Consider the following 15,425-nt stretch of genomic DNA (forward strand, 5'->3'; position numbering starts at 1 on the left):
GTTCTCGGAATTGCGGTGGAGTTCAGATACAAGCCCACATCTCCGGCGGTACTCCGCTTGATGCTGGGTAGTTGACTAGCCTGAAGTTCGAGCTTGGTTGAGATCCCCGAAGAAACCCAGTTTCTGGCCGCAGAGAGCTGAAGTGACACAATTCGGTTAATAAACGGGGTTTATGGCTCAATATCGCGCCAGGAATGGCAATCTAAAATTTAAAATGATCGAAATAATCGAGAGTGAAAATATCCACCAGCCAACTATCTTGCCTGCAACCCGAACAACTGGCAGTTTGGGCAAAAGAGGCAATTAATCGCAGTAAATCGGGTCAAATCCCTGCGTACATACCTCTCCTAGCGCAAGCCGACAGACAAGGGTTTGCCGTGCAAATTCGGGCAATTGACGCGCAAGTTATGAGCTGGGGTAGCATTGCTCAAACATTCCCGCTGATGAGTGCAGTCAAGCCTTTTGTGCTACTTTATTTGCTGTGCGAATTGGGCGAAAAAACGGTATTTGACTGCGTTGGCTGTGAGCCTTCGCAACTGCCTTTCAATTCTTTAACTCAACTCGAAATAGATCAAGGGAAGCCGAGAAACCCGATGATTAATAGCGGGGCGATCGCCCTAGCGTCTTTGATTCCCGGTCAAAATGCTGTGTCCCGCTGTCAAAACTTGCTCGATTGGCTGAATCAACAGGCAAACAGTCAGTTATTTGTTGACGAGTTAATGCTCGATTCAGTGATGACAACTCCGAATCAAAATAATTGGAATCTCGCCTGGAAAATGGTAGAATCGGGTTATATTAAAAATGCAGAAATTGCTTTAGAAACTTACAATCGCGTCTGCTGTTTGTCGGGAACTGTGGAGGATTTAGCTAAGCTGGGGATGGTTTTGGTAAATAGCGGCGATCGAGCAATGGGGGAAAACTGCCGTACTGTCAAAGCGCTGATGGCAACTTGCGGTTTGTATGAAGCATCGGGCCGCTTTGCGCTGCGGGTGGGATTGCCGGCCAAGTCGGGAGTTAGCGGGGCAATGCTTTCGGTAATTCCGGGTCAAGGTGCGATCGGCTTTTACAGTCCGCCCCTGGATCGAGACGGAAATTCTATCGGTGGGTTATTTTTGTTAGAAAAAATAGCTAAAACTCTTCGGCTGAGCGTATTTGATTAGATGAGATTGCTCTTTTGTTTACCCTTTTCTTTCCCCAAAATATTGGCAATTAGGAAACAAGATAATTCCGTAGGGGCGGGTTTTACCACAATATCTAATCAGTACAAACAAGCTTTATAAACCCGCCCCCACACCGCTAATAATCTACATCAACCAACACGGGCGATCGCCTGAAAAAAATGTATATTTCGATTTACCGTGGGGCGGGGGCGGGTTTTTGAGATTATTTGTTTGAGGCGTATATTGTCGAAAAACCAGCCCCTACAACCAATACTTTAATTTCCCAGTATGAAGTAATTGGGCCTAATTAACAGGACATAATATCACAACTAATGACTAATGACCAATGCCCCATGCCCCATGCCCGATAACTAATGCTTTTCGCCCAAAATAGCATAAATCACAGTCCGTTCTTTTTTGCCGCGCAATTGAATCTCTCCTACTTTTTTGCCTTCGTAGCGATCGCGCACATACGAAAAAGTTCTAGCCGTCACCAACAAATTAAAAGGACTGTCAGAAACAATTTCCTTATTCATCGCCTCCAATCTAGCAGCAACGTTAACAGCATCACCGATCACAGAATAATTCAAACGCCGGGAACCGCCCACGCTGCCAGCAACTAACTGTCCGGTATGCAAACCGATGCCAAACTTAATTAAAGGTTTGCGTTCAATTCTAAGCTGCTGGTTAAGTTGGTGCAGCCGTTCGTGCATCGCAATACAAGCCGCAACTGCATTCAAAGCATCTTGTTGAATTTCTCGATATTCGGTATGGCAAAAAGGCACTCCAAAAACTGCCATAATTGCATCACCGATGTATTTATCTACAACGCCACCGTGATCCATAATACAGTTAGTCATCGCTTCCAAATAATTGTTCAACCAGGTGAGTAAATCTCGCGGTGGCATTTTTTCGGAAATCGAAGTAAAACTACGAATATCCATAAACAGCACCGTTGCTGTAAGTTCTTGAGGTTCGAGTTCTCCCTGTTCAAATATCTCAGCTTTGCGTTGCCAAATAAGCTGAGCAGTCTCTGGATCGACGTGCTTTTCAAATAACCTCATCAACTGCTGCTTTTCGTACTGTTCCCGAAGTTGCAAAGCAGTGCTAGATAAAATGAGAGTGCCGATAGGTGCGGCAATCGGAACCCACCAAAAAAAGAAGCCAAATAACAAAGCGGCAGCCCCAATCCAAATTATAGGCAAACCGAGAGCGATCGCAATTCTCTCTTTAACACCTCGGTTGCCCAGAACCAAAGCGGTAAGCGGGCCAATCCCCAACAATAACAAAATTTCTACGAGTACCGGCAGCCGCTGCAGCAAGCGTTGATTGAGCAAATTGTCAATCAACGCTGCATATAAATAAACCCCAGCCGTAGTCTTGTTGAGAGGTGAAGATATCGGATCGAAACCGGTAGCAACTATGCCCACTAAAACTAACTTATTGGTCAGAGCATCTGCAGGAATTATACCTTCTACGACATCAACAAAAGAATAGGTAGGTAGATTTTCTGTTTGCCCCGGCCAGTTAACCCAGACTTTTTTTTCCTGCTTATTTTTGGACTGTGGGAGCAATACAGGCTCTTGGGGATTAGCAGCATTGTACCTGTGAGTCATTGCTAAACCGAAATTAGGAATCCCGTTGAGAAAGATTTTTGACTCGCGGCTAATACCGTCGCTATCGGGTTCCTGGCCGATGTGGCCGACACCTGCGGCGGCGGCTTTTAAAGATGCTACGGGTTCTTCTTTGGTGGTTCTAGCGAGTACAACTTTGCCGTTGGTGGCGATTGCAGCGGCTAAAATATCATCTTTCGGACTTGGATCGAGGAAAAGAATGTCAAAACCAAGGGCTGTGGGGGGAGATTTTTTCAGTGCTTCTAGCAGTTGGGCGTAGCGGTTGCGAGGCCAAGGAAATTGACCGTATTCTTGCAAGGAATGCCGTTCGATCGCAATTACCGCAATTCTCGAATCCCATCCAGGATTGGGCAAAATTCCCGATTCTCGAATTTGAAATAGCGTTTTGTATCCCAAATATTCAAGGGGTTTCCACATTCCAAAGTGTAGCATGGCTACAGACAGTATACCTACTAATCCCCCTGTGATCCAGGGAGGATTTGCGGTTAGATGTTGCTGCAGGCCGAGCAGTTTATTTTCTTTGAGACGATCGATCCATTCTTTGAACTTCATGCAATTAGTTTGACGCAATCATTGACATTCGATTCCGAATTTCGAGAGGAGTGGGAGTCAATCGATTTTAGATTTTAGATTTTAGATTTTAGAGGCGACCCCACGGATAAATACGTTCGGCAAGTTTCATCGGATACAGGTTTTTTATTTCTGGAGGGATGAATGACGTGGCGGGTATCCTGGATGCGGGAATTGTCATGAAGTTTTACAATACCGTAAGGGCGAAGGGTGGGGGCAAAATACAGCGGATTCCAGGTTTATAAAGTACACCCCAGAAACCGGGTTTCTTCTGGATTTCTCGCCAGAAATCGGTTTTATTCAAGAAACCCGGTTTCTCTGTACTTCACTTACCTGGAAAGTGCTGTATCTTTATTTTGACTACCGAGATTCATCGCAAAATGCTTCGCACCTACACAAAATAATCAACCCTGATACGACTTAGGATCTAACTCACATCTTGCACCATTGTCAAGAACAGGCTTTTTTGTGGGGTCGGGCGGGTTTATAGAACCTATTTGCAAGCTTTAAGGCTGTTGGCGAACCCGCCCCTAGGGCTTATTGAGAATGGTGCAACATCTCAGATATAACTCAAGTCCTCAGAGACGGCCGGCGTACATTACTCGCGACGATAGGTTGTTTAGCGAACTGCGAAACTGTAATGCATTTCTGTGACTGACGGGCCTCGCACTACGATTTCGAGGCGGCGGCTTGGAGGTAAAATTCCTTGGATCTTGAAGTTCCCATTTCGATCGCTCTTAATCTCTTCGTTGTTGACATAAAGTGTGTCGATCGGGTTAATTTGACCGCTGAGGCTATAGATATTGCCGCTGAGTCTCCCTAAACTGCGGACTTGGAGTTTAGCTAGGCGAGGGCTGGCTGAGGGCGCCACGGGCGAGGTTTGAGGGAAAATTGTCGTGGCGTTGCCGCTGTTGAGAACTACTTCCGAGTCGGTGTTGCCGGATACTACGACTGCACCTTCAATAGTTTCGACTGCGGTTTTGCCCCCACCGACGCTGACGCCAAAGGATGTGCCGCGAACTCCGGCAACGCCTTCTGGGGTTTCAACCCTGATTGGGGCGGTTCTGGCAGAACGGGTTTGTTGGGCAATTTGACTGGATTTGCCGAGTCCGCTGAAGGTATTGAGGGCTGCTATTTGGTTCGGCGGGATCATTTTTGAGGTGGTGGCTGCTGGAGTTGTCGCAGCCGTTTTGCCGATCGACAATCTGACTCGCCCCCTGCTGACAAAAATGGCTGTGTCTGTTTGGCCGCCTGCACTGCTTGACAAATTGGATATTCTGACTGCTGTTTTTTCGGCAACTTCCACGACGCCGGTGTTGTTGTCGATGCCTAAACGGGCTGTGGAATTGGGGCCGGTGATGATTTCGTCTCCGGGGGCCAGGAGCCGATCGCCCACAACTGCCGGCCGCCCTTTAAAGCTGACTGTACCGCGAATTTCTTCTATTTCGAGCGATCGGGCGGCCGCTGTTCCCTGGGCGTTTATCGTGTGTGCTGGGGATGGATTCGCCGCCACTGTTGCCGAATTTGTTGGAGATTTGGAGGCGATTGCCAATGCTGGCGGTCGATCGACCGAGACAATTTTAGTAGCGTTCGACGGCTGTTTGGGGGATGGAGAGAGCGGACTGGCGATCGTCCCGCGAAAGGGCGACAGACTCGCGAGCACAGCCAAGGACAAACTTAGGAGCGGAATTTTGGTCGATCGCCCACAAGTAAAAATTTTATTCATAATTTCAATTTTGTCATATTGAAGTTCCTCAACTTCATTTCCTCTATCAGACGGCATACATCCGGAAATCGTTCCATTTTTTATGCCGTAACACAGCAGTAAAAATAAACTTTATCAGCCTGAAAGTTTAGCATTTAAAAAAAATTTATGCTCATATTTTAGTAAACTGTTACAACCTGGCACTTTACTAAAATATGAGCTTCGGGAAAATTAGCCAACCCTACTCAAAGTGCTTTGCAGCATCTACTTGAGCCGTTTTCAAGATGAGAGAGGGCAGATTTGTATATAGCAAATATAAAATTAATTACTGCTTGTGGATGCCTTTTGGCTTCTGCCGGAAGGATGACTAATTGTGTAGAAATTCTGTAGTTTTGACAATTAATAAAAAGATGGTTTTTGCGAAGCGATAAAAAATAATTATCTAAGTGGTGAACAGCCTCTGACAGTGGAGCTTGCTGCTGTGGAACATTATGAAGCAAACCCAAGCGACTCAGGGTAGGCGCTCGACAAACTCCGACTAGAATACCGTCTTTTAGGGAAAGTTGGTGGAAATTTCGATGGAAAATCATAGGGAGCGATCGACGGATGGTGTTGCTGTTGAGAAGTAGACGCCAAACTGTAAAATAAACGGTTGTATATAGGTTATATAGAGCAGGAGAACAATTTCAGTGGCAATAGAAGTAGGTCAGAGAGTGAAGGTGCGCCGTCTCAGAGATCGGATACCTCCAAATATGGTGGGCAAGATAAAGGAGAATCCAGTAGGCACTGTTGACGGATTCAGAATGGTTGACGGTAGCGGAGTAGGCGTGGTTGTCAAGTTTGACGGTTTTGCGACTTGGTTCTTTGAAGATGAGCTAGAACCCGTTTAACAGATGTAGAAGGAAGAGGGGCACGACACGGATTCGGACACGGATACACGGATTGAATTTAACTGTGTTTCCTTTCGTCTCCCACTCTCCCCCTCTCCCACTCTCCCACTCTCCTCTTCCTCCACTCTTCCCCTCGCCCACTCTGGCTGAAGGTTGCGCTTAAATGTTAAAGAGTAAGCTTTGGCAGTGAGAACAGAAAATGGCTTTGATTTTGACATTTTTGGGCAAAGGCGGCACTGGCCGCAGTACGATCGCGATCGCAACAGCTAAAAAATACGCGGCTCAAGGCAAGCGAGTTCTGCTGCTCGGCCAAGATCCGGGCCCTGCATTGGGCATTCTGCTAGGGGTTCCCCTGACTCTCAACCCCCAGGAAATCGCCCCCAACCTCAAAGCAGTTCAGGTGCAAAGCGCGCCGCTGCTAGAACGCAGGTGGGACGAAGTTAAGCAATTAGAAGCTCAATATGTCCGCACTCCGTTTTTCAAGCAGATTTACGGCCAAGAATTAGGAGTGTTGCCGGGAATGGACAGCGCGCTGGCGTTGAACGAACTTCGGGAATACGAGGACAGCAAACAATACGATGTAATTGTTTATGACGGCAATGGCGGCATGGATACGCTGCGGATGCTGGGAATGCCGGAAATTCTGAGTTGGTATATCCGCAGGTTCCGCCAAGCTTTGGTAGATTCTGATTTGGGTAAAGCTTTGTCGCCTTTTATTCAACCGGTTGTCAGTACCGTGTTGACTGTCGATTTGTCGGGAGACAATGCTTTTCAATCTACTAAGCAAGTCGATAATCTTTTGGATAAGGGTAAGGAAGCGCTGGCAGATCCGAACCGCACGGCGGCTTTTTTGGTGACGACTGGAGATGCAAGTGCGATCGCAACTGCCCGCTATCTTTGGGGAAGTTCTCAACAAGTTGGCTTGACTGTGGGCGGTGTCATTGTCAATCAAGCATCGGTTACAGAAGCTATTACTGCCGATTTCGATCCTTTGACTGCTGTTTCGGTTCCGGCACACAGTGACAATAATTGGCAGCCGCTAATTGATGCTTTGCCAGATTTTTCTGAGGCGGCAAAAGCTCCCAAACCGATTAACATAAACATTGCACAGCGTCAAGTTAGTTTGTTTTTGCCTGGGTTTGACAAGAAAGAAATTAAATTGATTCAATCTGGGCCGGAAGTGACGATCGAAGCGGGCGATCAGCGGCGCAATATTTTGCTGCCTCCGGCGCTGACTGGAAAGTCTGTTACTGGTGCTAAGTTCCTGAATGGTTACTTGATTATTTCTTTTTAGGGTGAGGAAGAAGGCACTCTAAGAGATTTTGACACGGATACACGGATGAATTATCGAGTTCTCTAATATCATGTCTCGTTGATTCGCGATCGTGTAATTTGTGCGATCGTAAGGGCGGGTTCCACCAACCATAATCGCCCCAAACAAACAATCTCGAAAACCCGCCCTCTCCCCACGATAAATCGAAATGTACATTCAGATTGACCGTGGGGCGGGGGCGGGTTTATTTATCCTTTCAATTCTTCCCGATATGGTTGGTGAAACCCGCCCCTACAGCTTAACTTTTACCGTTTCCATTGCCGCCAGTCGTTTGCAAAACCCGCTTAGCTAAAGGTTCCGGCACTTCTTGCAGTCGATCGAACTCCCAATTAAAAAATCCGACTCCCATTGTCTGCGATCGCAATTCTACGATCAAATTCTGCATTTCTGCGATCGGCAAATAAGCAGAAACTGCATCCCATCCCTTCCAGTCTTGTTTACCTTCGTAGCCGAGAATTTGACCTCGGTGTCCGCTGACCAACTGCAACACCTTTGATGTACACTCGTTCGGAGCGCAAATTTCAACTTTGGCGATCGGCTCCAGCAATGCCGGTTCGCACTTGGCCATTCCCTCCTGCATCGCCAAACGCGCCGCTTGCTTGAAAGCTTGTTCGGAACTGTCCACAGAATGGTAGGAACCGTTCGTCAGCGTCACCGCTACGTCTACCACGGGGAAACCCAGGGGGCCGCGATCCAAATACTCGCGCACTCCCACTTCCACGCCGGGAATATACTGTTTTGGGACGACGCCGCCGACTATTTTGTCGCTAAAGGTGAAACCTTCTCCGCGAGGCTGCGGTTGAATGTCGAGGTACACGTCCCCAAACTGTCCGTGCCCGCCGCTTTGGTGTTTGTAGCGCCCGTGGATGGAAGATGCTGGTTTGCGGATGGTTTCTTTGTACGGCACTTGCGGTAAGTGAGTTACCATCGGCAAGTTATACTTGCGGCGCAACCTGTCTAAAGCTACTTTCAGGTGGATTTCGCCTTGACCCCAAAGTATAATTTCGTGAGTGTCGCCGTGCTGTTCCCAGACTAAAGATGGGTCTTCTTCTAGCAATTTAGCTAAAGCGGAACTCAGCTTAACTTCATCGTTGCGCTTTTCTGGGACGATCGCCAGTGCGTAGACAGGCGGGATGATTTCGGCTTTTGGCAATTCTTCCTCCGATCCCAACACATCGCCTGTTTTCAAGCCTTCTAGCCTTCCCAAAGCCACAATTTCCCCGGCGCTGACAGATTGCAAACTTTGCGTTTGCTGGCCGGTCAAGCGGTACAAACCGTTAACTCGAACGCCGTTCAAAATTGCTCCGTCTGCCAGCGTCCCCCGCCAGATTCTCACTAACGATAGTTTGCCTCCCTGCGGCGTGTAATAGGTTTTGAGGATTTGAGCTAGAACTTTGTTTTCACTTTGTATAATGCCGCGGCGATCGGCTGTAGTTTCCGGTGTCGGCGCTTCCCTCAGCAAAGCTTGCAGCAGAGGCCGCACGCCGAAATCTTGTTCGGCGATGCCGATGAATACTGGCACAATTAAATCTGCGCCTAATTCCATCTTTAAATCGCGGGTAATTTCTTCGGCGTCGGGATTGATTTCTTCGAGCAATTCTTCGAGTAAATGGTCGTCAAAATTCGCCAATTCTTCGAGCATTTGCTGCCGCGCTGCGCTTTCTTGTGGTTTGAGGTGTTCTGGAAGCGGGACGGGATCTGCGGCGGCGCCCGGATGGTAGTGGTAAGCTTGTTCGGTTACTAAGTCGATAAAACCGATGATTTGTTCGTTTTTGCCGATCGGATATTGGTGAGGTACAATCGGTCTGCTGGAAACGGATTTGAGGGCGTCGAGCACGTCGGTGAAGTTGCTGCCGCAAGTGGTTTCGTCCGTGCAAGCTCGATCGATCTTGTTGATGAAAACTAAGTGGGGAATTTCCCAATCATCCAGGAATTTAAACAGGGGTGCGAGGGTTAAAGTGCGATCGGCTTGGGGTTCGCAAACAATTATTGCCGCATCTACACCGATGAGTGCATTGTAAGTTTCTTGGGCAAATTCTACCGAACCCGGACAGTCGAGAAATGTGAAGCGGACGCCTTCATATTCAGCGGTGGCGGCGTTTACTTCTGTGCTCATTTTGCGATCGCGTGCTTCCGGCGAACTATCACCTATTGTGTTGCCATCTTTGACATTTCCTTTGCGGGTAATTGTCCCTGTCACCGACAGCAAACTTTCGAGCAGTGCGGTTTTACCGCTTAAATAAGGGCCAACAATTGCAACGTTTCGCGCGGCCCAAATGACTTTTTCGTTCATAATAGCCTCCTACACAAAGTGAAGGGGAAGGGGAAGGAGAAGATGATTATTCAGGAAAAAAACTTGTGCTTGCTGGTTTCTCCCATCTCTTCCCTTTTTAACAGTCCAACTTTTCTTTGCTGTTTTTCTTAGTTTAATCTTAAATTGCGACACCAATTCATTAATTACTGTGAACTATTAAGTATTTTTGTAAATCACTTTGAGTCGCGGGTAGCCAGAAACCGGGTTTTTTCCACAATATCTCGATATCACCAACAGACTCGGAAAAAAACCCGGTTTCTTCGAGTCTTAATGCGTCCTAAACAGTACCCAATTTGTAGGGGCGGGTTCACCAACCATCTACAGTAAAAATGAATAATCTCATAAACCCGCCCACCCCCACAAACAATAAAAATGTACCAGGAATTTATCGATAAAATGTTCATGTAAACAATGGCGCGGACAGGGCGGGTTTATGAAATTGTTTGTGGGTTTCATAGATGGTTGGTGAACCCGCCCCTACAAATTCGCCTGGGAAAAAGCAGGCACAGCCTGTGGATCTGCGTTACCAGGCTCTGCCTGGTAACGAGTAATCTAATTAATTTCTCAGCAGTCGCAAACCGCTTAATGTGACTATTACTGTAGACCCTTCGTGACCGATGACGCCGAAAGGCATGGTGATATTTCCGAAAAAGTTAGCCGCCAATAACAGCACAATGCAACTGAGTGCAAAAACAATGTTTTGTTTGACAACTTTTTGAGCGCGCCGACCCAAACTAATTGCTTTAGCTAGTTGCTCTAATTTATCTGCCATTAATACGATATCAGCAGTTTCTAAAGCAACATCGCTGCCGGAAATTCCCATCGCAATGCCCACGGAAGCTTGAGCGAGGGCGGGGGCGTCGTTGATGCCGTCTCCCACCATTGCTACAGTTTGATACTGGGTTTGCAGTTGTTTAATTGCCTGCACTTTGTCTTCTGGCAAAAGTTCGGCGTACACTTCTTTGATGCCTAATTGACGGGCGATGTGTTGAGCTGTTTGCTCGTTGTCGCCGGTTAGCATAATTATATGTTCTACGCCTAATTTTTGCAAGCGTTTTACTGTTGCTGCTGCTTCGGGGCGGAGGGTATCTGCTACTGCAATGATTCCTAAAAGTTGCTCGCCTTTGGCCACCCAAACAACCGTTTTACCCTCTGCTTGCAACTGCTGGCTGATTTGAGCTAATTCAGAAGTTGCTTCGACAAATTTGGCTTTACCAATGGCAATGATTTGATTGTTGACTTTGCCGATAATTCCTTGACCGATTTTTGCTTGTACGTCGGTAGCGGTTGACAATTGTAACTGTTGCTGCTGGGCGGCGCTGACAATTGAAGAGGCGATCGCGTGTTCGGAATGAGCTTCTAGGGCGGCAGCCAATTGCAGAACTTCTGTTTCAGTATATCCGGCTGCTGGTACAATTTGGATAACTTCAGGTTTTCCCGTGGTGAGAGTTCCGGTTTTGTCAAAGGCGATCGCCCTGACTTTACCAATCATCTCTAATTGCGCCCCACTTTTAAACAAAATTCCCTGTCTCGCCCCGTTAGCAATTCCCGAAAGCAGCGCCGGCATAATCGAAGCCATCAGCGCGCAGGGGGATGCGACTACTAGGAAAATCAGCGCCCGATAGATTGTCTCTTCCCAATTCCAGCCCAAAACAAAGGGCGGCAAAGTTGCCAGCAGCAAGCCTAAACCGACAATTAATTTGGCATAACCGCGCTCGAATTTTTCCACAAACATTTGAGAAGGCGGCGCGGCTGTTTGCGCTTCTTGAACCAGCCGAATCACTCGCTGAATCAAGCTGCTTTCTGGAGTTTTATGAACTTCGAGTTTCAGGGCGCCGACACCGTTAATTGTACCTGCATAGACTTCATCGCCCCTGGTTTTTTCCACGGGCATCGATTCGCCGGTAATCGAGGCTTGGTCGATCGCACTGTAGCCTTCAATAATTATCGCATCTGTGGGGATGATTTCTCCGGGCTTGACTAAAATGCGATCGCCAATTGCCAATTTGTCGATCGCAACTTCGCGTTCCCCGCCGTACATTACCACCCTAGCAGTATCCGCAGTCAAACTCATCAAACTGCGGATGCTGCGTTCAGTCCGCTGCATAGCATAACCTTCAAGGGCGCCGCTAATTGCAAAGATTAAAATCAACACCGCACCGTCAACAATTAAATGATATTCTTGCCGCCACAGCCCCAAACCGGCCGCGCCCAAAGCAGCGACAATCATTAACAAATCTACATCTAATTCGCGTTCTTGAAAAAGCGTAGTTAAGCCTTCGCGGGTACTGGAATAGCCGCCGATAACATAAGCTGCGGGCAAGATTAACACGGCTACACCCAGCCAGCCGAATTGCAGCGCTAGCGAACCCAAGATTACTAGAATTCCGCACAGGGCCGCAGTCACAGCATCTGGATGTTCTTCGGCGAGGCGCCAGAGGCGAGAAATCGGGAGGGAATTGGGAGTCATGGGGGAAATTTGATTTGGTAGAATGACTCCTGTAGCCTAAACCTTGACATCAATGTCAATGTCAAGAGTAAAACCAAACAAAATTACAAAACTCAATAACCATCCATACCCATCTGCGTCCATCCGCGTTTATCCGCCCATATCTGCGGTTAAAAAATCCCATGCAACAATACCTGACAATCAAACAACTTACAGAAGCGGTAAAAGGCACAATTACCCCTCGGATGGTGCGGCATTATCACGCTTTGGGGCTGCTATCTCCGGCGGTACGATCGACCTCTAACTACAGATTGTATACCCGCAGCGACGTGCAAAGGCTGCAAAGAATAGTGGCACTCAAGCAGCAAGGCTTTCAACTGTCTCACATCCGCAAACTCTTAGAAACAGACGCGGATGCTTCGCCAGACGCGCTGATGGCGACTCTGCAACGGCAATATCTGTCGGTTATTCAGCAAATTGTTCGCCTCAGAGAAACGGCATCAGCCTTGGAAGGATTGCTGGGGCGGGATATTTCCTGTCAAGCGGTGCAAGCGGACGCCTTGGCGCAATTAAGGCTGTTGCAGGCGGAAACTGAGGGGGGGTTGGATGAGTTGGAACAATTTTGGGAGGGTTGGGATGCGGGGGCGCACACTCACCCGGAGGATTTTGGGGAGTCGTTGCAGCTTTTGTTGCCGGATTTGGCCGATCGCTCGGAAATTGAGGTAGACTTGCTTTCTAAACTGGTGTTAGCTTGCGGAGATTGTTCGCTGCTGCCGTTTGTGAAGTTGAGCGAAACGGCGATTCAATCGGCGCGGGATGCTTTGAAAAATCAGTGTCAAATTGTGGCTGATGTGCCGCCTGTTTTTGCGGCTTTGGATCGGACTAGATTGGCGCATTTGGGTACAAGTATTGCTACTTTAATTGATGACCCGCACATTAATGCTGCGGCGGAAGCGGAACAGGAATTCTGGCAGCAGCGCGAGTGGTTTGATAAGTTGTTGAAACTGGAAAAAGGATGTATATTGGTGATAGGATATGCGCCGTCTGTGCTGATGGCGGTTTGCGAGGCGATCGAGTGCGAGCAACTGCAACCGGCTTTGGTAGTTGGTATGCCGATCGGTTTTAGTCATTCTCCGGTGGCGAAACGGCGGTTAGTGCGATCGGGCGTTGCTTATATTACGACTGTGGGAACTTTTGGCGGCGGGTTGTTGGCGGCGGTTGCTTTGAATGCTTTGGTTGAGTCTTTGATTGAAAAGCCGAATTGTCACTGTCATTTGAAGTGAAGAGGGGATTTAGGTTGGTTGTGGTTTAATTTGTTTTTTGCTCTTTGAGAGGTTTCAATCCCTGATAGGGAGTTAGGTTAATTGCGGCTATTCATTTTTTAGTTAATTTCTAAGTGGGGGTTTTGTCAGTTTCAATCCCTGATAGGGAGTTAGGTTAATTGCGGCCAAATGAATTTTGAGCGAATGCCCCATCCAGCGAGCGTTTCAATCCCTGATAGGGAGTTAGGTTAATTGCGGCGCAGAAAACCAACTTCGATTCCATACCGGGCAGAAATCGTTTCAATCCCTGATAGGGAGTTAGGTTAATTGCGGCCCCAGACTTGAAGCACGAGGTGTACAAATAATGGTTTCAATCCCTGATAGGGAGTTAGGTTAATTGCGGCGCTGTTGCGCTTGTCGTGCGGCAGAAGCTTGGGTGTTTCAATCCCTGATAGGGAGTTAGGTTAATTGCGGCGGGCGATCGCTTCCCTCTCCTCTATAGCCAATGACTAACGTTTCAATCCCTGATAGGGAGTTAGGTTAATTGCGGCTCAAGCCGCGAGCTTTTGCCCGCTTAATTAACACTCCGTTTCAATCCCTGATAGGGAGTTAGGTTAATTGCGGCACTTCGCAGCTAAAATACCGCAATATTTCTTGCGGTAGTTTCAATCCCTGATAGGGAGTTAGGTTAATTGCGGCGTCGATTAGCTTAAGACAGTGTGATGCACCTATTGTTTCAATCCCTGATAGGGAGTTAGGTTAATTGCGGCATAGAGGCACTGGGATCTTTCCTCATAGCGCTTGCCGTCGCGTGTTTCAATCCCTGATAGGGAGTTAGGTTAATTGCGGCTAATGTAAGTCAACAAGCTACTTATTATGCGGTTTATGGTTTCAATCCCTGATAGGGAGTTAGGTTAATTGCGGCTCGTTTGTGCGTGTCAAGTGAATTTATGCGTGTAATTCGTTTCAATCCCTGATAGGGAGTTAGGTTAATTGCGGCGCTATCTGCAATCTCACCCCAGCCCCAGTTAGGATGTAGGTTTCGTTTCAATCCCTGATAGGGAGTTAGGTTAATTGCGGCTCCCAAATTTTCTGGCCGTTGGGGTCGAGATGAGTTTCAATCCCTGATAGGGAGTTAGGTTAATTGCGGCCTTCTTCGTACTGTTTTTGCGCTTCAGAAAAGCGCAAAGTTTCAATCCCTGATAGGGAGTTAGGTTAATTGCGGCCAAGATTCTTGGGATGCAATTTTTCACTGCCATGTTAGGTAACGTTTCAATCCCTGATAGGGAGTTAGGTTAATTGCGGCTTACTGAAGCTCCGTATCAGTTAGTTTGTCAGTACAGAGTTTCAATCCCTGATAGGGAGTTAGGTTAATTGCGGCTTGAGTTCTAAGTCCTTGAGATTGTTAGTCGCAGTTTCAATCCCTGATAGGGAGTTAGGTTAATTGCGGCGTAAATAGCAATTGCTGGTTGGATGTCTTTAAGTGTTTCAATCCCTGATAGGGAGTTAGGTTAATTGCGGCCTAGGTGGCGGTGGACTATTTCAGTCAATCTCCGTTTCGTTTCAATCCCTGATAGGGAGTTAGGTTAATTGCGGCGCAATCCGATTTGAGTGGATTTGCCCAGCACTAAGTTTCAATCCCTGATAGGGAGTTAGGTTAATTGCGGCGTCAGATGAAAGCCTATGCCAATAGCAAGAAAGCTGCGTTTCAATCCCTGATAGGGAGTTAGGTTAATTGCGGCTATATTTTGCCCCATTTGCGAGGGAGTGTGCCCAACAGTTTCAATCCCTGATAGGGAGTTAGGTTAATTGCGGCCATTAGGGGTAAATGTACCTGTAGCCACATCATGTTTCAATCCCTGATAGGGAGTTAGGTTAATTGCGGCTCGAAAGTGCTTCTTCTACAAATTGTTCTGGAAAGTTTCAATCCCTGATAGGGAGTTAGGTTAATTGCGGCATGATTATTACAACCATTCAAAATATCCCTGTCGTTGTTTCAATCCCTGATAGGGAGTTAGGTTAATTGCGGCAGAATTAGGGCGGCGCGTTCCTCAACAATACATTCGTTTCAATCCCTGATAGGGAGTTAGGTTAATTGCGGCGTGGTG

The 15,425-nt window shown here is 47.5% G+C and carries 8 protein-coding genes and 1 CRISPR repeat array (1 of these 9 running past the window's edge); of the genes, 4 read left to right on the forward strand and 4 right to left on the reverse strand.

Going from position 1 to position 15,425, the window contains the following annotated elements:
• The first annotated feature begins 233 nt into the window (after positions 1 to 233).
• On the forward strand, positions 234 to 1,160 hold the full coding sequence (gene glsA, locus QUA50_RS07375) for a glutaminase A (protein WP_333262275.1): 927 nt from the start codon (positions 234 to 236) through the stop codon (positions 1,158 to 1,160).
• A 371-nt stretch (positions 1,161 to 1,531) separates the two neighbouring features.
• On the opposite strand, the gene QUA50_RS07380 is transcribed toward glsA, so the two are convergent.
• Both QUA50_RS07380 and QUA50_RS07385 read right to left on the reverse strand, forming a co-directional pair.
• Positions 1,532 to 3,346, reverse strand: a complete 1,815-nt coding sequence (locus tag QUA50_RS07380; RefSeq protein WP_333262277.1) for an adenylate/guanylate cyclase domain-containing protein — start codon at positions 3,344 to 3,346, stop codon at positions 1,532 to 1,534.
• Positions 3,347 to 3,983: 637 nt separating this feature from the next.
• On the reverse strand, positions 3,984 to 5,090 hold the full coding sequence (locus tag QUA50_RS07385) for a FecR family protein (protein WP_333298600.1): 1,107 nt from the start codon (positions 5,088 to 5,090) through the stop codon (positions 3,984 to 3,986).
• Between the two features lie 668 nt (positions 5,091 to 5,758).
• Here QUA50_RS07385 and petP point away from each other — a divergent pair.
• Both petP and QUA50_RS07395 read left to right on the forward strand, forming a co-directional pair.
• Positions 5,759 to 5,959, forward strand: coding sequence for a cytochrome b6f subunit PetP (gene petP / locus QUA50_RS07390; RefSeq protein WP_333262282.1), 201 nt, complete (start codon positions 5,759 to 5,761; stop codon positions 5,957 to 5,959).
• A gap of 199 nt (positions 5,960 to 6,158) precedes the next feature.
• The gene (locus QUA50_RS07395) at positions 6,159 to 7,253 is read left to right on the forward strand and encodes a Get3/ArsA fold putative tail anchor-mediating ATPase NosAFP (protein WP_333262285.1); all 1,095 of its coding nucleotides are present in this window, start codon (positions 6,159 to 6,161) and stop codon (positions 7,251 to 7,253) included.
• Positions 7,254 to 7,530: 277 nt separating this feature from the next.
• On the opposite strand, the gene QUA50_RS07400 is transcribed toward QUA50_RS07395, so the two are convergent.
• Positions 7,531 to 9,585 carry an elongation factor G gene (locus tag QUA50_RS07400; protein WP_333262287.1) on the reverse strand — a complete coding sequence of 685 codons (2,055 nt, stop codon included), beginning with the start codon at positions 9,583 to 9,585 and terminating at the stop codon, positions 7,531 to 7,533.
• Between the two features lie 577 nt (positions 9,586 to 10,162).
• Entirely contained in the window at positions 10,163 to 12,076 is a 1,914-nt protein-coding gene (locus QUA50_RS07405) for a heavy metal translocating P-type ATPase (RefSeq protein WP_333262291.1), read from the reverse strand.
• Between the two features lie 161 nt (positions 12,077 to 12,237).
• Between QUA50_RS07405 and QUA50_RS07410 the strand changes: the two genes are divergently transcribed.
• Positions 12,238 to 13,338: a precorrin-8X methylmutase gene (locus QUA50_RS07410; protein ID WP_333262292.1), complete on the forward strand. Its 1,101-nt coding sequence runs from the start codon at positions 12,238 to 12,240 to the stop codon at positions 13,336 to 13,338.
• 51 nt (positions 13,339 to 13,389) lie between these two features.
• A CRISPR array of direct repeats spans positions 13,390 to 15,425; the repeat unit is 37 nt; unit sequence GTTTCAATCCCTGATAGGGAGTTAGGTTAATTGCGGC; it runs 3,109 nt beyond the window's last position.

This window comes from Microcoleus sp. M2_D5, from assembly GCF_036701935.1.
Taxonomy (GTDB): Bacteria; Cyanobacteriota; Cyanobacteriia; order Cyanobacteriales; family Microcoleaceae; genus Microcoleus.